At 62.9% G+C, this 18,500-nt stretch carries 17 protein-coding genes; 10 read left to right on the plus strand and 7 right to left on the minus strand.

Going from position 1 to position 18,500, the window contains the following annotated elements; translation table 11 throughout:
• Positions 1-3 precede the first annotated feature (3 nt).
• The gene (locus tag ACFT1A_RS18210) at positions 4-708 is read left to right on the plus strand and encodes an MgtC/SapB family protein (RefSeq protein ID WP_003941187.1); all 705 of its coding nucleotides are present in this window, start codon (positions 4-6) and stop codon (positions 706-708) included.
• Positions 709-721: 13 nt separating this feature from the next.
• Here ACFT1A_RS18210 and ACFT1A_RS18215 read toward each other — a convergent pair whose 3' ends face one another.
• The 6 genes from ACFT1A_RS18215 to ACFT1A_RS18240 all read right to left on the minus strand — a co-directional run bounded on the left by ACFT1A_RS18215 (position 722) and on the right by ACFT1A_RS18240 (position 7,220).
• Positions 722-2,083: a lipase family protein gene (locus ACFT1A_RS18215; protein ID WP_378448110.1), complete on the minus strand. Its 1,362-nt coding sequence runs from the start codon at positions 2,081-2,083 to the stop codon at positions 722-724.
• Positions 2,084-2,147: 64 nt separating this feature from the next.
• Positions 2,148-2,597, minus strand: coding sequence for a GNAT family N-acetyltransferase (locus ACFT1A_RS18220; protein ID WP_378448111.1), 450 nt, complete (start codon positions 2,595-2,597; stop codon positions 2,148-2,150).
• A gap of 18 nt (positions 2,598-2,615) precedes the next feature.
• Positions 2,616-3,092: a GNAT family N-acetyltransferase gene (locus ACFT1A_RS18225; RefSeq protein ID WP_378448112.1), complete on the minus strand. Its 477-nt coding sequence runs from the start codon at positions 3,090-3,092 to the stop codon at positions 2,616-2,618.
• A 2-nt stretch (positions 3,093-3,094) separates the two neighbouring features.
• Complete coding sequence (locus tag ACFT1A_RS18230) at positions 3,095-5,149, minus strand: TerD family protein (RefSeq protein WP_378448113.1); 2,055 nt, start codon at positions 5,147-5,149, stop codon at positions 3,095-3,097.
• Between the two features lie 230 nt (positions 5,150-5,379).
• Positions 5,380-6,507 carry a DUF475 domain-containing protein gene (locus tag ACFT1A_RS18235; RefSeq protein ID WP_378448114.1) on the minus strand — a complete coding sequence of 376 codons (1,128 nt, stop codon included), beginning with the start codon at positions 6,505-6,507 and terminating at the stop codon, positions 5,380-5,382.
• A 137-nt stretch (positions 6,508-6,644) separates the two neighbouring features.
• Entirely contained in the window at positions 6,645-7,220 is a 576-nt protein-coding gene (locus ACFT1A_RS18240) for a TerD family protein (protein ID WP_020906049.1), read from the minus strand.
• A gap of 243 nt (positions 7,221-7,463) precedes the next feature.
• On the opposite strand from ACFT1A_RS18240, the gene ACFT1A_RS18245 reads away from it, so the two are divergent.
• The 9 genes from ACFT1A_RS18245 (at position 7,464) to ACFT1A_RS18285 (ending at position 17,717) form a co-directional block, all read left to right on the plus strand.
• Positions 7,464-8,609 (plus strand): hypothetical protein, encoded by a 1,146-nt coding sequence (locus tag ACFT1A_RS18245; protein ID WP_378448115.1) that lies wholly within the window; start codon positions 7,464-7,466, stop codon positions 8,607-8,609.
• A gap of 92 nt (positions 8,610-8,701) precedes the next feature.
• Positions 8,702-9,859, plus strand: a complete 1,158-nt coding sequence (locus ACFT1A_RS18250) for an HpcH/HpaI aldolase/citrate lyase family protein (protein WP_378448116.1) — start codon at positions 8,702-8,704, stop codon at positions 9,857-9,859.
• Positions 9,856-11,145, plus strand: coding sequence for a phosphoribosyltransferase family protein (locus ACFT1A_RS18255; RefSeq protein WP_378448117.1), 1,290 nt, complete (start codon positions 9,856-9,858; stop codon positions 11,143-11,145). Before ACFT1A_RS18250 ends, ACFT1A_RS18255 begins: the two co-directional genes overlap by 4 nt.
• Positions 11,142-12,251 carry a cysteine protease StiP family protein gene (locus ACFT1A_RS18260; protein ID WP_378448118.1) on the plus strand — a complete coding sequence of 370 codons (1,110 nt, stop codon included), beginning with the start codon at positions 11,142-11,144 and terminating at the stop codon, positions 12,249-12,251. Before ACFT1A_RS18255 ends, ACFT1A_RS18260 begins: the two co-directional genes overlap by 4 nt.
• On the plus strand, positions 12,248-13,105 hold the full coding sequence (locus ACFT1A_RS18265) for an HAD family hydrolase (protein ID WP_378448119.1): 858 nt from the start codon (positions 12,248-12,250) through the stop codon (positions 13,103-13,105). Before ACFT1A_RS18260 ends, ACFT1A_RS18265 begins: the two co-directional genes overlap by 4 nt.
• A gap of 27 nt (positions 13,106-13,132) precedes the next feature.
• A complete protein-coding gene (locus ACFT1A_RS18270; protein ID WP_019746739.1) occupies positions 13,133-14,527 on the plus strand; it encodes a TerD family protein in 1,395 nt (464 codons plus the stop codon).
• Positions 14,528-14,686: 159 nt separating this feature from the next.
• Positions 14,687-15,580 (plus strand): SGNH/GDSL hydrolase family protein, encoded by an 894-nt coding sequence (locus ACFT1A_RS18275; RefSeq protein WP_378448120.1) that lies wholly within the window; start codon positions 14,687-14,689, stop codon positions 15,578-15,580.
• Positions 15,581-15,620: 40 nt separating this feature from the next.
• Positions 15,621-17,177 carry a TerD family protein gene (locus ACFT1A_RS18280; protein ID WP_378448121.1) on the plus strand — a complete coding sequence of 519 codons (1,557 nt, stop codon included), beginning with the start codon at positions 15,621-15,623 and terminating at the stop codon, positions 17,175-17,177.
• 84 nt (positions 17,178-17,261) lie between these two features.
• The gene (locus ACFT1A_RS18285; protein ID WP_003941110.1) at positions 17,262-17,717 is read left to right on the plus strand and encodes a tellurite resistance TerB family protein; all 456 of its coding nucleotides are present in this window, start codon (positions 17,262-17,264) and stop codon (positions 17,715-17,717) included.
• Between the two features lie 56 nt (positions 17,718-17,773).
• On the opposite strand, the gene ACFT1A_RS18290 is transcribed toward ACFT1A_RS18285, so the two are convergent.
• A complete protein-coding gene (locus ACFT1A_RS18290) occupies positions 17,774-18,295 on the minus strand; it encodes a 2-oxo-4-hydroxy-4-carboxy-5-ureidoimidazoline decarboxylase (protein WP_378448122.1) in 522 nt (173 codons plus the stop codon).
• Positions 18,296-18,500 lie beyond the last annotated feature (205 nt).

An 18,500-nucleotide genomic window follows, 5' to 3' on the forward strand; every position in this document is an offset into this window, starting at 1 on the left:
ACCGTGGAAATTCACGTCATCCTTGTGCGGATTGCGCTCGGGCTCGTCCTCGGCGCTGCCGTCGGGATCGAAAGGCAATGGCGCGCAAGGATGGCGGGTCTGCGAACCAACGCGTTGGTGAGCTTGGGTGCGACGCTCTTCGTCATCATGGGCGCGTACGGGTTTCAGGGGCCGGACGCTGATCCGACGCGCGTCGCGGCGCAGATCGTCTCCGGGATCGGTTTTCTCGGCGCCGGAGTGATCATGAAGCAGGGGGCCTCGGTCACCGGCCTGAACACCGCCGCAACTCTGTGGGCCACGGCCGCCGTCGGGGCACTGGCCGGCGGCGGAATGTACTGGGTCGCAGTGTTCGGTGCCGGTGCAATCATGTTGGCGAACACGCTGTTGAGGCCGTTGGGCCGGATGATGGATCACCAGCCTGCGCGCACCGGACGCGAGGAACCGCCTGCGGACTACACCTTCGAGGTGACTTGCCACGGTGACGCCGAAGCTCACATCAGAGGGCTTACCGTGCAGTCCATTTCGAGGCCGGAGTTTCAACTGCGGTCAGTGCAGTCCTTCGATATCCCGGACAGCGACCGCGTGCGGGTGGTGGCCGAACTGGCTGCCGCGGAGCGTGACGACGGACTCCTGGAATCCGCCGTCAGCCGCTTGAGCCTGGAACCGTTGGTGACTCACGTTCGGTGGGAGGTGGAACCATCGAAGTAAATGTCTCGGTCAGTTAGCGCGCATGTTCCTGCGGCGCAAGAGAGTTCCCCGGTGCGATGTTCGCGCAGTTGGACGGTGCAGGCTTGCCGTTCAATCGGTCGTCGACCCAAGCGAGCGCACCGGGGAGCCAGAGCATGGCGCCGAGGAAGTGGCTGATGGTGTCGTACTGGTCGTACTGAATCGCCAGGCCGGCGTCGCAGTACTTGCGTGCGAGGGTGCGGACATCGCCCGTGATCATGACGCCGTCTCCTGCTCCGACACCGGGGCCGCCGGGTTGGGTGCCCTCGATGGTGCCGTTGGCTGCCTGCGCGATGAACATCGGAATGGTCGGTGTCGCCGCGGTGCCCATGTTGATCTTGTTCACGACATCGACGTACTCGGGAACCGTATTGGGATCGGCGTACTCGGGTTTGACCAGATCCTGCCAGGTCAGTCCGGGGTATTGCGCCAGCACATTGCCGATGGACGCGTCTTCGAGTCGAGCCATGACGTCGCGTCCACGGTCGCTGAGATACTTCCCGAAATCGATGTCGTACGAACGCGCAACGCCGACAACTGCCATGCCGACAACGCCGCCCCACCCGATGCTTCCGCTCGCGTAGCGAAGGTTGTTGGCCGGATTGACCAGCACGCCGCCCTGCGCGGCACCGATCAAGTTGTCGTTGATCTCCGGTGCGTACGCGGGAGCGAGGATCGAAGCCCAGTTGGTGGCGATCGCTCCGCCGGAGTACCCCATCAGCGCGATCTCGGCGTCGTCGGTTATTCCGGTTTCCGGGACATCGCGAGCGGCACGCAGAGCGTCGAGCGTCATCATCCCGTATTCGGGTCCGGCAGCGAAGTTCGCATCCGGGCCCTCGGTGTCCGGGACGACGATCGTGTAGCCCAGTGCGAAGAGCGGCCCGAACAGAGCCGCTTCGATGCTCGTGAAGGTTCCGCCGATGTTGAAGTTGCGTCCGCTGGGAGTCCAGTCACCGATCGGGGTGTTACCCGCGATGGCCCGCGACGGACTGTCGTCGGGGTTCAGCGAATCGTAAAAGGACTGGTACGAAACAACTTTGTTCGGTTGGGCGTTGGCCGGGCGCAAGATCGAGGTGACGTTGGCGGACGGCTGACCGAGGGCGTCGGTCGAGCGATAGAGAACCTGCACTGCCTGTATCGGGGTCGGGACGTTGAGCACGGTGTACGGCACGGTGCGAGTCTCGAGGACCGCACCCGGGGCGTACGACGAGAGGGGTGCCGCGCCGTCGTAGCTGTAGAAACCGTCATCGGGGGACTTGGCAAGGGCTGGCTGCGCGAGCGCTACCGGTGCGCCGACGCCTGTCAGTGCGAGCGCGAGTACTCCGACAACTGCGCGAGATAAGACCCTTGACGACATACTCGTCCTCCACGTTGGTGTGCCACGCCCCACCCTGAGATCGCGGTGTGACGACCACCATATATTACTCGCGGGTAATGTGGGGATCGGGCAGATCGGGCACAGTCTCGAGGTCTCGCCGCAGGAAGATCTCGGAGGATTCGTCCGGGAGTAACAAGACTCCGGCGTCGATGTATCCCATTGCGCGATAGAAGTTCTGGGCTGACTCGTCGGAGAGGGTGGAGGTGAGAACTCTCGAATATCCCGCATGGTTCATCTGTTTTTCCCAATATGTGACCAAGGCGCGTCCGGTGCCCTGGCTGCGGTGAGAAGACAGGACGGTCAGCATGTTCATGAACGGAATTTCGTCCCAGAACAAGCCCCAGCGCAGCCACCCGACCGCTTCGCCATTGTGCTCAGCGAGGAGCACCCGACCGCGTTGGACCACGGACGTGAGTTCCTCGGCTGCGACGTGCGAGTCATGCTCACGTAAGAACGGCAAGTCCGTCTGTGCTGCGACGCGAATGTTCACCACACAAATCAGTATCGCCGTTCAGTCGGAGACCGCGACGTTCGGCTTCGACAAGTAGACAACTCCGGGGATGTGGTTGGGGTCCGGCGGCAACTGCACGTAACCCGCCAGGGAGTACAAGCGAATGTTCCGGACGCTCTTACTTCCGGTGAACAATCCGAAACTGGTGATGTGCGCCGGAGCATTCTGTTCCACGTGCTGCAGGAGGCGCCGGCCGAGGCCGTTACCCGCCAAGTCCGGTGCCACCATGAGACGGCCTATCTGCCAAGCAGTTCCGTCCGCTGTGCCTCGAACGGCCCCGACGAGCCTGCCGCTGCGTCGTGCGGTCCAGACAGTCGACTCCTCAACCCAGGCCCGGACCGTGGGAAGGTCCTCGTGGAGTGGGGGAATGTCCATGCTGTTGTTGGAGATTGCTTCCGAAACCCAGCAACAGCGTTGTAGAACAAGGATTTCCGCGGCGTCCTCATCGGTTGCGCGGTCTATGACTATTTCGTCCATGGCTAGTCTTCGTCGTCGGCTTGTTCTTCTCGGGGGAAGTCGGAGGCCTTGGGGGCGGCGGGGACCCATTCACGCAGCGGTTGAACGACTTCGGAGTAGAACATCTCAGCCGAACTGGTGACGCTGCTGATGAAACTCGCAGCAGTGCCCGAACGCTTGCTGCCAAGGGCGAAGGATTGCGTCAGTACGAACGAACTGAGTTGACCGCCTTGTCCGTCCGTCAGTAGGCGAGGTGTTGCACGAGCCGATGTAAGAGTCTCGCATGTGGACGAGGCAGGACCGGTGAACAACGCTTCGACCAACAAGTCCTCGGGTGCGTTTTTCAATTGACGCAAAGCCCAAGTTACCCGTTTTCCCGCGGTACCTTCGTCAGGAGCGGAAACCGTTGTACTGCAGCTCACTTTGTTGGTTCTCAAATCAGCAGTAACCCGTAATTCTCCGGCAGCGTCGGGGATTCGGAGGGTGGCGCTGAAGGTGCCGTCGTTCGCCAATTCGTTGACTGTCAGCGCGGTACGCGCTTCAGCGTCGTTGACTACCCGGCGGGGCAACACATGTTTGACGACGACACCGAGATCAGCGGTGAACCGCAGCGCAAGATTCCGTGCAAGCGCGATCCACGACTGAGCGACGGCCGCTGCCTTCGGATCTCCAGAACGTAGAGTCCCGGCGCTGACGGAATCGCGTATCGATACCCAATGGCGACCCATGTCGACGAACTCCTCGGCCCCGGACTTGGGATGTTCGATATACCGGAGAAACTCGCTGAGAATCCAACCCTGCAGTGGGTTGTCGATTCCGCCGTGCGAGAGCACCATCCGCGCCTCGTGGATGACTTCTGCCCAGGAGAGATGCCGCAGCGCGACTTTGGTGAGCTTTCGCTTGTCCACCTCGACCGGTAGTTCGCCGGCGCCGGCAGGCAAGTCGTTGGACAGGCTGATCACGACGTCGTACTTGTTCTTCTTGGCGACGTCGAGATAGTTTTCGAGCTGCTCTCGGGTATGGGTGCCTGCTCCAGTCTTTGCCTCCAGCAAGCCGGTCCAGAGTCGGCTTCCGCGGGCGATGCGCCACACCGCATCCGGGATCACCCGAGATTCACCTTTGACGTAGGGAACTTCGACGTATCCCTCGAACGAGCCGGCCGGCGCACCCACGCGCGACGAGACCGCCCGGGCGAACAGCGGAACGGCCTGCATCGTGGAGACCAGCGCCGACGTGGTGCGTCGTTCTTGTTCCTCACCGGTTCCGACGCCGATCACCGAGAAGAGTCGTGCACGTTGCCAGGCCTCGGACTCTGCGTGCTTGAATTCGGGTAGAGGGGCTTTCTTGGGTACGGGCTTCGCCGTACGAACGCCTCGTTGTCGTACGGGCTTTGGCGGCGTCGTAAGTTCGATGTCTGACGGTGCTATGCCTGACGGTGCGATGTCTGACGGTGCCGTGCCTGACGATCCGGTGCCTGATGGTTCTGGCTCCGATATCGGGTGGGGCGTCTCCAGCTCAGGTGACTCCGGCTCCTCGCTGGGGGCGTCCTCGCTTACGTCGACTCCGAAGTCTTCGGCGAGCCCGGCGAGTCCTGAAGCCCAACCTTGGCCGATGGCACGAAGTTTCCACTTCCCGTTGCGCCGATAGACCTGACCGAAGACGAATGCGGTTTCGGTGGACGCGTCGGCGGTGACGTATTCGGCGATAGGAGAGCCGCCGGAATCAACTAGTTGGAGCGCAAGTTTGCCGAGGTCGCCGAAGGAACCGGAGTCGACGCTGCCTACCAACGCGATCGCGTCGACCTGATCGGGCACGGTAGCGAGGTGTACGAGGAGGCGCTCGTGCGAGCCGGATTCGGCTTCGCGGCGGCCGAGGTATCGAACCGAGCCGTCAGCAGATTCCTGTTGGTTGTAAAAGACGAAGTCCGCGTCGGACCTGACTTTTCCGTCGGCACCCAGAAGCAATGCCGAGGCGTCGACACCGAATTCGGGGTTGTCCCAGGTGATCACGATGTCGATCTGTTCGAGTTCGTCGGGGAGCTCGATGTTCTGGCCTTTGGACAGAAACTGATCTTCCACGAATTTCCCCCTCATCGCTGTGCACAGTCGGATTTCGCCTCCTGATTGTGCAGGGGTAGCTCAAAATTTGTGCGGTTTCGCACCCGCAGGGCAATTGTTCAGCCGCAGGCTGAATGTGGCGCGCGGCTGAACATTAGCCGCGCGGCTGTGAATGCCGAAAGTTTCAATTGAGGCATAGCAAACAAAACGCCCGCGACCGAAAAGGGTCGCGGGCGTTTCGAGAAAGAACGTCAGACAGTTGCCGGAGTGTTCTCGTCCAACTTCGGATCTTCCTTCGCGATTCGCTTGTTGCGAATGAGGCTGCTGATGAAAGCAGCGCCGATCAAGAAGACACCGACGAGGCCGGTGATGATCTCGTTGATGTGAACGCCGATGGACACCATCAAGATGACGGCCAGAGCGCCGATGGCCCAGTGGGCACCGTGCTCGAGGTAGACGTAATCGGAGAGCGTGCCCTTGCGGACCAGGAAGACCGTGATGGAACGGACGAACATCGCGCCGACGAAGCCAAGGCCGAGGGCGATGATGATCGGGTCCGCCGTGATGGCGAATGCGCCGATGACGCCGTCGAAGGAGAAGGACGCGTCGAGGACCTCGAGGTAGAGGAACAGGAAGAAGCCGGCCTTGCCGGTGGCCTTCGCGAATTCGGTGGGACCACCGGACTTGGTGGTCACCTCTTCGCCTTCTTCGCCTTCTTCCGGCAAGTTGAACAGTTCACCCAATCCGTTGACCGCGATGTAGGTGATCATGCCCAGAACGCCCGAGATCATGACGGTCGAAACCTTGTCGTCAGCGGCGAGGAAGGAACCACTGAGTACCAGGACGATGCCGGCCACGACGACGGAGAGCTGATCGAGCTTGCCGATGCGAGCGAGGGGCTTCTCGAGCCAGGACAGCCAGGTGATCTCACGCTCTTCGAAGATGAAGCCGAGGAAGAGCATCAGCAGGAACATGCCACCGAATGCGGCGATCTGCGGATGAGCGTCGGTGAGGATGGTTTCGTAGCTCGGCTCGCCGTTGGCGAAGTACGCGGCGTCGTCGGCAGGCGGGTTGAGCGCGAGGTCGAGCGCAGCTACGGGTCCGAGCCCGGAAGCAGCCCAGACGATCACGAGCGGGAACACCAGACGCATACCGAAGACGGCGATGACGATGCCGATGGTGAGGAAGATCTTCTGCCAGAAGTCACTCATTCTTCGCAGAACGGTCGCATTGATGACGGCGTTGTCGAAGGAAAGCGAGATCTCCAGAATCGACAGGATGATGACGAGGAACAGTGCCTCTGGTCCGCCGTAGATGAACGCGACGATCATCGCGATGATGGAGATCGCGATGGACAAACCGAATATTCGCAGTACCACGGAGCGTGGCCCTTTCTAGTTGGTCAATGCAGAGTGGTTACTGCAAGCGGTCTCTCACCGCATCCGAACGTGAAAACGGGGAGGGTTCCACAGACTACTGCGGAACCTTCCCCGAGTCAGCTCGTCGAGAGCGAAGATCAGACGTTGACGCCGTAATCGCGCGCGATGCCGGACAGGCCGGATGCGTAACCCTGGCCGATTGCGCGGAACTTCCACTCTGCACCGTTGCGGTACAGCTCACCGAAGACCATGGCGGTTTCGGTGGAAGCGTCCTCGGAGAGGTCGTAGCGAGCGAGCTCGTTGCCGTTCGCCTTGTCGACGACGCGGATGTACGCGTTGCGGACCTGACCGAAAGACTGCGAGCGAGCCTCTGCGTCGTAGATCGAGACGGGGAAGACAACGCTTTCGATCTCGGCGGGAACCGCTGCGAGGTTCACGTCGATCTGCTCGTCGTCGCCTTCGCCTTCGCCATCCGTGTTGTCACCCTTGTGCTCGATCGAGCCGTCGGGCGAACGCAGGTTGTTGAAGAAGATGAAGTGCTGGTCGGAGAGGACCTTCTTGTTCGAGCCTGCGCCGATTGCGCTGGCGTCGAGGTCGAAAGCAGCTCCGGTGGTGGAACGCGCGTCCCAGCCCAGGCCGACGACCACTGCAGTCAGGTTCGGGGCCTCCTTCGTGAGAGAGACATTGCCGCCTTTGGTCAAGCTGACGCCCATTCAGGGGTCCTTTCAAGAGGAGAGACAAGGCCCACTACGACGCGAAGTCGTCTTGGGAGTGTGTTTACCTCCACCACCCTAACCGCAGTTCCGGTGTGTTCGCCGTAACAGCAGAATTACGAACCGAGAAGCGAAGTGCTGGACCCGTAGGATTCAATCGTGGTGGGAAGATGGTCGGAACGCTTCAATCGGGGGGCAAGAGTGGGGGAGTCGGTCAGTCGTGCGCGGGAGGCGCAGACGGCCATGGTTTCGGCGTTCCTCGACATGGACAAGCGGCAGACCATTGCGTCGGCAGCAGTCGACGCCTCCGCTGAGCTTTTTCCCGAACGAGGGCTGCGCGCGGAGTGGGAACCCGTTCGTGACCGGTGCTACCAGGCAGCGTCGGACTACCTCGACACATCCGAGCGATACGGCAACGATCAGGTACTCCACCAGAACCCGAACGGCGCTCGGGCCGCATTCGAGAAGTCGGTAGCCGAACTCGTCGAAGCGGCACAGGGCGTCGACGCCTTCTACAACGGGAATCGCGCGCATCTCGAGCAGGCGACGGTCACGATGTCCGCCATCCCCGTCCTCGGCCAGCAGGCGCGAACTCAGGCCCAAGCAGCCCGCGAGAAACTTGCCGCCACCGAGCAGCGCTATCGCGAGTACCCGTCGGTGGTGACGGCCTCCGAGCAACTCGACGACGCGATGACGGCGCTCGAGAATGCGCGCTCCTCCGGTCGCGCCGACGCGGTCCGCACACGGGCCGAGCGTGTTCGCGAAGCAGTGTCCGCGCTCGAGGAAGCACTGGCAGACGCCCCGTCGACGCAGCACCGCGCGGAGATGACGATTTCCTCCGTCTCCACCAGGTTGTCGGCAGTGCGGACGCGAGTGGACCGACTCGACCCGGCGTACTCGGCGTTGCTCCGAGAGTTCAACGCCGCGAGTTCCGCTGACCTCGTCGACAACAGCAGTCGCAGCCGAGCGCATATCGATCAGGCCGACATCGATCTCAAGGAAGCGAAGCAGTCGCTGGCTGCGGGTAACCCCGAACATGCACTGGCTCTGATGGCTGAGGCCCGAGTGCACTTGGCCGACGCCGAAGCGTGTGCCGATGCCGTGACGGACCGTCTCGCTACGCTGCGTGCAGTTCGGGCAGATCCGAGCGAAAAGGAACGTGAGGTTCGTTTCCGACTGAAAGACGCCCAGATGTTCGCTGTTAACCAAGGGTTGGTGGCGGAGTGGGGCTCCGTACTCGATGCTCAACTAGCAAGGATCGAGCGAGCGAGTGCGTCACTGTCGGGAACTCATCCGGACTACTGGTCGTATGTATTACAGCTGGACTCGGTATCGACGTTCATCACCGAAGTTGTCGAGAAGATGCGGGCGCGAGCCGGCAAAAACTGAATGGTCGGGCCGATCGGGGGATCGGAGTTGCTCGACGCGCTGTCACAGGGGGTCGTTTCATGGACTTGATTGCGGTTACAGAGAGAAGAGAAATGCAGCACTTTCAACATCTCGAGGACGACGTGCGGGAGCAACTGTTCCTGCATGCGCCTCGATCGTTCGCGGATTCCGACGAGAGGGATCTGCTTGCGATTGCGCTGGGTGCAACTCTCTACGTTCCCGCCACTCGGGCCGGGTTGGCCGACGTCGTGTCCAAGCGTGCGTCCGAGGGCGTCAGCTCGATGGTGCTCGATCTCGAGGACGCTGTCGCCGATCACGAGGTTGAATCGGCGCGAGCAAACGCGGTCGAAGCTCTCGACAAGATCGCGTCCACCGACGCCGTCGGAATGCTGCTGTTCGTTCGGGTCCGCGAAGTCGCGGACATCCACAAGGTCGCTGCATCGTTGACCGAGGGTCGTGCAGCCCTCACCGGGTTCGTCATCCCGAAGTTCGGCAGCGAGTCCGGCCCCGTGTTCCTCGACGCCGTCGCGGACGCATCCGAGCTGCTGGGTAAGCATCTCTACGCGATGCCGGTGCTCGAATCACCCGCGCTGGTTCACCGCGATACGCGCGATCTCGAATTGCGCACCATCAGTGGGATTCTCGCGCAGCACCGCGATCGAATCCTTGCCGTCCGCATCGGCGCCACCGACATGTGCAGCACCTTCGGCATTCGTCGTGACCGCGATCTGACCATTTACGACGTGCGCGTGGTGGTCGACGTCATCGCCGACATCGTCAACTATCTCGGCCGCGCCGACGGTTCGGGTTTTGTCATCACCGGGCCGGTGTGGGAGTACTTCGCCGATCACGAACGCATGTTCCGGCCGATGCTGCGCGCCACCCCGTTCGAGGAACACGACGCCGTCCGGTTCCGTCAGCATCTCGTCAGCCGCGACCTCGACGGTCTGCTCCGTGAGATCGCGCTGGACCGAGCCAACGGAATCCAGGGCAAGACGGTCATCCACCCGTCGCACGTCGCCGCGGTCAATGCACTGTCCGCGGTCACGCACGAGGAATACCACGATGCCCTCGACATTCTCGGTGCCGACGCCGGTGGAGTTCAGGCCTCCGGCTACCGGAACAAGATGAACGAGATGAAGCCGCATCGCAATTGGGCGCGGCAGACCGCGCTCCGCGCTCACGTGTTCGGTGTGACCAACAAGGGGATCACGTTTGTCGAGTTGCTGACGGCGTTGGTCGATCGATGACAGAGCTTGTCCAGTCCAAGGATGTTCCCTGGGCTACAGCAGAATTCGGCTTGGACCTCGTTCACGGTGATTCGTCACTCGGGCATTCGGTGCCCGATCTGGTGATCCCGGGTCTTCGACGGAATCCGCGCCGCGCGCACCTGCTGGTGTCCACCGTGCTGGGTAAGCACGTGCCCACCGAGCCGTCCGTGGTCATCGGTGCTGCCGACGACCTCGGGGACTTGGTGCGAACCACCCTCGGTGACGGTGTGGACGTCGTCGTCCTCGGGTTTGCCGAAACTGCAACAGGTTTGGGTCACTGCGTCGCGGCTCGCCTGCACGCTCACTGCTACCTGCACTCCACGCGCAGAGACGTACCCGGTGCTACGACGCTCGCCGGGTTCGAGGAGGGGCACTCGCACGCCACGAGTCATTTGATGCAGCCCACGTCCGCCGAGTTGTTCGAGAACGACCTGCCGCTGGTCCTCGTCGACGACGAGATCTCCACCGGCGCCACCGCGATCGACGCCATCCGGGCGCTGCATGGTCAATGCCCACGAAGCCGCTACGTCGTGGCCTCGTTGGTGGACATGAGAACCGAGGAGCACCGCGCCGTCAGTGAGGCGGCAGCCGCGGAGTTGGGCGTGCGGATCGATTACGTCTCTCTCGCTTCGGGTTCGACGGTCCTGCCCGACGGCCTGACCGAGCGTGTCACGGCTCTGGATGCTCCGGACCTCAATCCGATCGGTGACCGACGCGGCACGCTGTCCCGCCTGGATCTGCCGTGGCCGGCACATGTCCCCGACGGTGGCCGGCACGGTTTTCTCGACGGCGACACCGAGGCATTCGAGTCCGCCGTCGAGGCGGCGGTGTCCATCCTCGGGTCATCGATCGACCCGTCGCGTGCTGTGATCGTGATCGGTCACGAAGAGTTGATGTACCTGCCATTGCGGATCGCAGCGGGCTTGGAAAGCGCTGGGCGAGCAGTTCGGTACCAGACCACAACTCGCTCACCCGCCTACGTCGTCGACGTGCCGGGATACCCGCTGCGGCGCGGGTTCACCTTTCCGGCACCGGAACAGGGGGAGAACGAGCCTCGATACGTCTACAACGCGCAGTGGCCTGACGCGGCGGTCGACGCCCTTGCGCTGCTGGTCATCGACGAGCCCGCCGACACCGATCGGTTGACGGCGATGGACGGAGTGGTCGAAGTGCTGCGAAACTCCGGCACCGACGTCCTGGTCGCCACCGTTCGCGGGGCCGATCCGTCGGCGCTGCGAGATTTCAGAGCAGGAGAGTCGACATGAACGAACCATTGGTCGGACCCGATTTCGGTTCGTACGCGCCGGGTGAAGTGAAGTGGCTGCTCAAGGATCTCTCGCACGTAGATCTCGAAGCAGATGTTTCCGTGCGCGAGAAGCGCATTCAGTCGGGTGAGGCTCACTATGCCGAGTCTCTTCCCATCGAGTACCAACCCGATCAGGCATACCGGGATCTGTTCGAGACGGTGCTCGCCGAGAGCGCTCCTCGCCTGGCGCGCGCTGTCGGGACCGTGATGGACCTGGTGCTGGCCGAGCGGGGGAGTGACATCACGTTGGTCTCACTTGCCCGGGCCGGGACCCCGATCGGGATTCTGATGCGGCGCTGGGCGCAGCAGACTCGCGGATTGACGCTGCCGCACTACGCGGTGTCCATCGTCCGCGGCAAGGGCATCGATTCCGTCGCGCTTGATTACCTTGCGCACCATCACGACTCGGAGAACGTCGTCTTCGTCGACGGCTGGACCGGTAAGGGCGCTATCGCCCGCGAACTCGACGCAGCGTTGACGGAGTACCACGAGGCGGGCGGAGCGAAGTTCGATTCCGATCTGGCTGTTCTCGCAGACCCCGGCCACTGCGTGCGAACGTACGGAACCCGCGACGACTTCCTGATCGCGTCCGCGTGCCTCAATTCGACGGTGTCCGGGCTGGTCTCACGAACTGTCCTCAACGACACCCTCATCGGGCCTGGCGATTTCCACGGCGCCAAGTTCTACGCAGACCTCGCCGACGTCGACGTCTCCAACAGATTGCTCGACGTGGTCTCGGCCGAGTTCGACTCCGTCCGTGCCGATGTCGCGGATTCTCTGGCCGCAGTGCTCGATTCCGATCGGACGCCGACCTGGGCCGGCTGGGAGTCGGTGGAGAAGGTGCAGGCCGAATACGGGATCTCGACGGTCAACTTCGTCAAACCCGGTGTCGGAGAAACAACAAGGGTGCTGCTGCGCCGGCTCCCCTGGAAGGTTCTGGTGCGCGAACTCGAAGCCCCGGAGCACGCACACATCCGGTTGTTGGCACAGGCCCGTGGGGTCCCGGTCGAGGTCGTCCCGGATCTCGCCTACTCGTGTGTCGGCCTGATCAAGGACATCACGTGAGCCGTGTGGACACCGCGGCGTCCCAGGTCTTGATCGCCACCGATCTGGACCGCACGATGATCTATTCACAGGCCGCGATCGGCGGTGATCCCAGTGGCTCCGATCTGGATTCGGCACCGAGCCCGCTGTGCGTCGAGTACTACAACGGCGGTCCGCTCTCGCACATGAGCGTCGAATCGATCGAATTGCTGACTGCGCTCAGCTCGCGGGTTCCGGTGATTCCGACAACCACCAGGACCATTGCACAGTTCCAGCGGATCGACCTTCCCGGCGGACCGTGGAAGTACGCGATCACGAGCAACGGCGGAAACATCCTCGTAGACGGCGAAGCCGATCTCGAATGGCGAAACGAGATCGACCGTTCGACTCGCAAAGCCGGCGCCGAGTTGCCGCAGGTTCATGCAGAACTGGAATCGCGGATCGACTCGAGCTGGGTCAGCTCCATTCGTGTTGCCGACGATCTGTTTCCGTACCTGGTCGTCGATCTGGCCGTGATGCCGAGTGATTTCGAAACCGAATGGAATCACTGGTGCGTGGCACGAGGCTGGAACGTCTCTCGTCAAGGCCGCAAGATCTACACGATGCCCGACGCGGTCTCGAAGTCACGCGCGCTGGCAGAGGTGCGCCGCAGGCTGGTCGAGTCGGGCGATCTGGATCAGTCAGCCGTCGTGATCTCGGCTGGTGACGGTGCGTTGGACGCGGACATGCTCGAATACTCCGATTTCGCGATCCGGCCGAGGCACGGTGAGCTGGAAGAACTGAATTGGCAACGGCCGACCGTTACTGTGACAGAAAGGTCCGGTATCGCAGCGAGCGCGGAGATCTTGCGGTGGTTCTCTTCCGCGCTCGGGTAATACACGCTCTCTATGAAGGGGATTTAGTTGTCTGTATCGCTTGCCAAAGGGCAGAACGGCCCGCTGGACGTCTCGGATGTAGTTGTGTCGGTTCAGTTGGCTGCAGCCGCTGACCTGTCTGCACTCCTCGTGACGAGCAACGGAAAAGTTCGTTCCGACGCCGACTTCGTCTTCTTCAACCAGCCCACCGGACCCGGTGTGCAGTTGGTGCCCAACCCGGGTGGCATTGCCTCACTCCGAGTCTCACTCGCCGGCGTACCCGCCGATATCGAGCAGGTTCGCGCCGTCATCACGCTCGACGACGCCTCGTCGAACTTCGGGCGCAGCGCTGCACCGACCGCTCGGGTTTCCGACGCGGCCGGGAACGTGTTGTACGAGTACGTGATCGACGGTCTCACCACCGAGTCCATTGTCATCGCACTCGAGGTGTACCGCCGCCAGGGCGCGTGGAAGGTGCGCGCTGTCGGCCAGGGTTACGCGGGTGGATTTGCCGCGCTGGTCACCGATCATGGTGTGTCCGTCGACGATGCGCCCGCGCCGCCGCCGCCCACTCCCGTCGCGGCTCCGGCTCCGATCACGCCGCCCTCGTCCGTCGCTCCTACTCCGCCGGCATACAACCAGCCGCCGCAGCAGCAGCCTTCGTACAACGCGCCGCCGGTTCCGCCGGCCCCGCCCGCGTACAACCAGCCGCCTGCCTACAACCAGGGACCGACGCCGCCGGCCTACCCGCCGGCGCAGCAGCCTGCGTACAACCAGCAGCCGACTTACAACCAGGCACCCCCGGCGCCTCCCGTGCAGAACCAGCCGCCGGCGCAGCAGCCCGAGGTGAGCCTGGTCAAGGGACGCCCCGTCAGCCTGACCAAGGGTCAGAAGGTCACGCTCCGCAAGGAGGGCGGCGTCGCGCTCACCATGATCCAGATGGGTCTGGGTTGGGATCCGATCAAGAAGAGCGGCCTGTTCGGAAGCCGTACTGCCGACGTCGACCTCGACGCTTCTGCTCTCCTCTACGCCGACGGCAATCTCGTCGACGTCTGTTACTACGGTCAGCTGACGTCCAAGGACGGCTCCGTCCGTCACATGGGTGACAACCTGACCGGCGACGGAGACGGTGACGACGAGGTCATGCTCGTCGACCTGCAGCGGGTCCCGGCTCACGTGACCACGGTGATCTTCACCGTGACCTCGTACCGCGGACACACGTTCGAGCAGGTCTCCAATGCTTTCTGCCGTCTCGTGGACAGCACCACCAACTCCGAGCTCGCCCGATACACGCTCCAGGGCGGCATGGCGTTCACCGGAATGGTGATGGCCAAGGTGTACCGCGCGAACGGTGAATGGAAGCTGCAGGCCATCGGTGAAGGTATCCAGGCCAAGCACGCGGGAGAAGCTGCGCCGCAGCTGGGTCGCTTCCTCACTGCTTGAGTCGAGACTGCATAAGTTCTGACGAATCCGGTTCGGCGGTAGGTGGTTTCGATCGCCGTCCGCCGAACCGGACATCGTTGTCCCTTCTGTGCGTTAACCTCATGCGGCATGTCGAGCCGTCAGTCGAGCGGCCGTGCGCGAGAGGACTTGGCACAGTAGATGATCATTCGAGGGAAACGTCTCGGTCGGGCGGCGGCTGTCGCAGGCGTTGTGCTGGCGCTCGTGAGCACCGGGATCGCGCAGGCTTCGGTGCCGCAGTCGGAAACGCTGTCAGGTGTATCCGGCACCGGGATCAAGTACGTCGCCCTCGGTGACTCCCGCGCCTCCGGCCCAAGGCTGGAACCGATGTACCCCGACGCCTGTTCGCGTTCGTACGAGAACTTCGCGGGCAAGATCTCGCGGGCACTCGAGGTCGCCGAGTTCGCCGACGTCTCCTGCAGTGCGGCCCGCGCCGAGAACATCATCGACACCCCGCAACTGATTCCGAACTACTGGCCGGTCCAACTCGACGCCGTCCACCCGGACACCGACCTGATCACCATCTCGATCGGCGGCAACGACTCCAACAGCATCTTCCTCGGCCCCCTGTGCGTCGCTCCGGGACCAGGAACCGATCGTGGATGTCGATACGACCCGCTCGCGAATTCCGTCGCCCAATCCGGAATCGACCGGGCTGCCGGAGAATTGGATCGCATCCTGACCGCGGTCACGCAGCGCGCGCCGAACGCTCGCATCTACCTGATCGGCGAGGGCGGCATGATTTCCTCTCGCGGATGCTGGCCGAACATCCCGTTCTCCGACGCCGACGCAGCCTGGTTCATGGACTACTTCGCGCGCTACAACACGAAGTTCGACGAGGTCGCCCACGCCCACGGTGTTCGTACCGTCGACATTGCGGCGGCGAGCATCGCCGGCGGGCACGACGCGTGTGCGAGTGCAGATCAACGTTGGTTCGAAGGCCTGTTCTCGGAGTCGTCGGCGCAGCGCTTGCACTTCACGGACGCTGGGATGACCGCGGTGGCCGATCTAGTGGTGGCGGACCTGCAAGGCTGACCGAGAGAGCCGGGTCATGGCATAGTTCGCTGCTGTGGGTATGACTTTTGTTCCCGGACAGAACGCGCCGCTGCCGGCGCCCGTGGTGACGTTTCGAGCCGAGAGCCAGACACCGTTCGACGTGTCGGCGCTGGTAGCGGACGCGAACCTGCGGGCATTGACGTCCGCTGACTTCGTTTTCTACAACCAACCGTCCACCGCTGGAGTGCAACTCGACGAGAGTGGCATCCGGGTGGAGCTCGATCGACTTCACCCCGATGCGGCAGCGGTGTTGTGCATCGTGAGCGTGGATCCGGCAGCGACGGCCGCGGGCGTTTTTCGCACGGCGGGGCTCTCCGCCACCCTGAGCGATCAATCCGGTTCGGTCCTGGCCGAATTCGCGATCCCCACCGCAGGTACCGAAACAGCGGTCATCTGCTGGGAGCTGTATCGAAAGTCCGGTGCGTGGAAGATCCGGGCCGTCGGGCAGGGCTATGCGGGTGGTTTGGCGGAACTGATCTCGGTGCACGGCGTCGAGGTGGACGACGAGCCGGCACAACAAGCCCCGACAGCTGCGCCCGCGTGGGATTCCGCGGTGGAGCCGTTGGAGGTGGGCCGGGGCCTCGAGCGTGCGTGGATGATCTTCGAGGACGCTTCGCGATCGGCCGCTTCCTTCGTCTCCAGCAGTGAGTACGCGCTGGCTCGGTTGGACGAGGATCTGACCGCAGCCGTCGCAGATCCGTCGCTGCGGAACTCGGCGGCGGGAGTGGCGGCGCGCGACGCCGCACAGAAGCGTCACGACGACCTCGTCTCACTCGCGCGGGACAACCACGCCCGTGACAGCTCCCAGCTTGCACACGAACTCGGCGTGATCGACGGCGTGCTCCCTCGGTCGATGGCGTCGTGGAAGTCGGTGTCGTGGGCGGGTACAACTGATCCGGCCCAGATCACGGCCGTCAGCGACGGAATGCGTCTTGGCGAGCTTTCGGCTCCGGACCGCGGCACGCTCACCGTTCCCTACTGTGTCCCGCTGCCACTGCGTCGGCCGATCTGGGTGGACAGTACGTCGAGCAAAGCAGCGCTCGGTCTGATCAGTGCCGTCACCGTGCGAGTCATGGCCGCAGGCCCGATGCCGCTACTCGACGTCGTCGATCTGACCGGCTCGCTCACACCATTGACCGACCGACTGGCACCGATGCTCGCGGGCCCGGTCATCACCGCTCACACCGAGATCTCGGCGCGCTTGCGGGCACTGGCCGAGGCCGTCGACATGGGCGAACTCGCGCGAATGAGTGGCGTCGCAGATGGCCCGAGTTCCCTGCGACTGTTGATTCTCAGCGATTTCCCGCACGGATACTCCGCCGAAGACGCACAGACCATCATGTTCCTCGCTGAACGCGGACCGGCAATCGGATTGTCGATACTGATTGTCGGAGAGGATGAGTCGAACTTCGCGGAAGAATCCGTCGCCGCACTGTCCGAGGGGTGCCAACATCTTTCGGCCGCAGGGCAGACCGAGGTTCACGATCCGTGGACCCGCACGCAATGGCACTTCACCCCGGACGTGCTCGACCCGATCTCCGAGTCACGAATTCTGGCAGTGTTCGACCGCACCTAGTGGCCGATGGCGGATTGCCGAGCGCACAGGCAGAGTGGTGGTACGACCACGCGCGGTGTGTGGCGGCAATACTCGAGGAGACTCATGGCATTCTGGGATCAGTTGAAGGCTAAGGCTCAGGAGATGAACGGCCAGCTCAAGACAAAGACCAGCCAGTTCCAGAACAAGGAATTCAAGAACGCGAGCATGGCAATGTGCGCGTTGATCGCCGCCGCAGACGGTTCGATCGATCCGTCGGAGCGTCAGAAGACCGCCGCGCTGATCATGAGCAACGAATCGCTCGCGGTCTTCCCGCCGGACGAGCTTCGTGAGCAGTTCGACTGGTACTGCAGCAAGCTGTCCTCGGACTACGAGTTCGGCAAGGTCGAGGCAACCGCGACCATCGCCAAGCTCAAGTCGAAGCAGGATCAGGCTCGCGCGGTCATCCAGATCGGCATCATCATCGGCGGCGCGGACGGCAACTTCGACGAGCACGAGCGCGGCGTCGTACGCGACATGTGTTTTGCCGTCGGAATCTCTCCGGCAGAATTCGATCTCTGATCGATTCAGGGTATGAAAGCGGGTGCGGCGCGAAAGCGCTGCACCCGCTTTTCTTTTCAGTACTCGGGATAACCGTCCTCGGGCCCGAGCATGCGCTCGATCCTCGTCCGCGTGATCTTGGCGAGCTCGTCGACGCAGACCTTGCGCTCGACGGACCGTTCGTTGGACATGCGCTGGCCGATGTTCTCGAGCAGGTCGTCGGTGTCATGGCCGTGCGAACACCACAGATACCGGAAGCCGAAGTTTCGCTCGTACTCCTCGCCGGCGCGATAGATGGTAGCCATGACGGCGTCGTCCGGAACCCAGATCGAGCATTGCTCGAGGTGGGACGGCACGCTGTTCTTGCGCACGCCGACGGGTGGATGGCACTGCAGGGCGCGTTCGACGTCGACGTCCGAGAGGTTGAGAATCGCGTCCTCGGCTCGCGAGAGGATCTCCGCATGGTCGGCGAACGGGCGTCCGTCGCTGACCCATCCGGCCCACGTCAGCGAGCAGCAGCACTCGAACAGTGCGTGAACCGCCTTCTGCCGCGGTAGTTCGTTGAAGCGCTCCAACCCGATCGATTGATGTAGCAGCATGTGACCTCCCGGCCCGTTGTGCCTTCAGGCGCGCTCGACATGCCGCACGGTAACCACATGCGCGGCCACTTCGATAATCCGCCGCTTCACCTGGGAAAGGAAGGTTTGCTCACCGAGTTTTCAGGTTCTTAACGCGGCGTAACGAGCTGACCCACACAACGCAGGAACCCACGAGCGGCAACCGGCGAGACTCCAGACCGGGAGC

Source organism: Rhodococcus sp. NPDC057135 (assembly GCF_042670865.1).
Classification (GTDB): Bacteria; Actinomycetota; Actinomycetes; order Mycobacteriales; family Mycobacteriaceae; genus Rhodococcus_F.

Bases quoted from the DNA above. Each gene is read 5' to 3' on its own strand.
- ACFT1A_RS18290 (WP_378448122.1), bottom strand. From the start codon at position 18,295: ATGCTGCTACATCAATCGATCGGGTTGGAGCGCTTCAACGAACTACCG.
- ACFT1A_RS18225 (WP_378448112.1), bottom strand. From the start codon at position 3,092: ATGGACGAAATAGTCATAGACCGCGCAACCGATGAGGACGCCGCGGAA.
- ACFT1A_RS18215 (WP_378448110.1), bottom strand. From the start codon at position 2,083: ATGTCGTCAAGGGTCTTATCTCGCGCAGTTGTCGGAGTACTCGCGCTC.
- ACFT1A_RS18275 (WP_378448120.1), top strand. From the start codon at position 14,687: ATGATCATTCGAGGGAAACGTCTCGGTCGGGCGGCGGCTGTCGCAGGC.
- ACFT1A_RS18280 (WP_378448121.1), top strand. From the start codon at position 15,621: ATGACTTTTGTTCCCGGACAGAACGCGCCGCTGCCGGCGCCCGTGGTG.
- ACFT1A_RS18250 (WP_378448116.1), top strand. From the start codon at position 8,702: ATGCAGCACTTTCAACATCTCGAGGACGACGTGCGGGAGCAACTGTTC.
- ACFT1A_RS18245 (WP_378448115.1), top strand. From the start codon at position 7,464: ATGGTTTCGGCGTTCCTCGACATGGACAAGCGGCAGACCATTGCGTCG.
- ACFT1A_RS18255 (WP_378448117.1), top strand. From the start codon at position 9,856: ATGACAGAGCTTGTCCAGTCCAAGGATGTTCCCTGGGCTACAGCAGAA.
- ACFT1A_RS18240 (WP_020906049.1), bottom strand. From the start codon at position 7,220: ATGGGCGTCAGCTTGACCAAAGGCGGCAATGTCTCTCTCACGAAGGAG.
- ACFT1A_RS18260 (WP_378448118.1), top strand. From the start codon at position 11,142: ATGAACGAACCATTGGTCGGACCCGATTTCGGTTCGTACGCGCCGGGT.
- ACFT1A_RS18285 (WP_003941110.1), top strand. From the start codon at position 17,262: ATGGCATTCTGGGATCAGTTGAAGGCTAAGGCTCAGGAGATGAACGGC.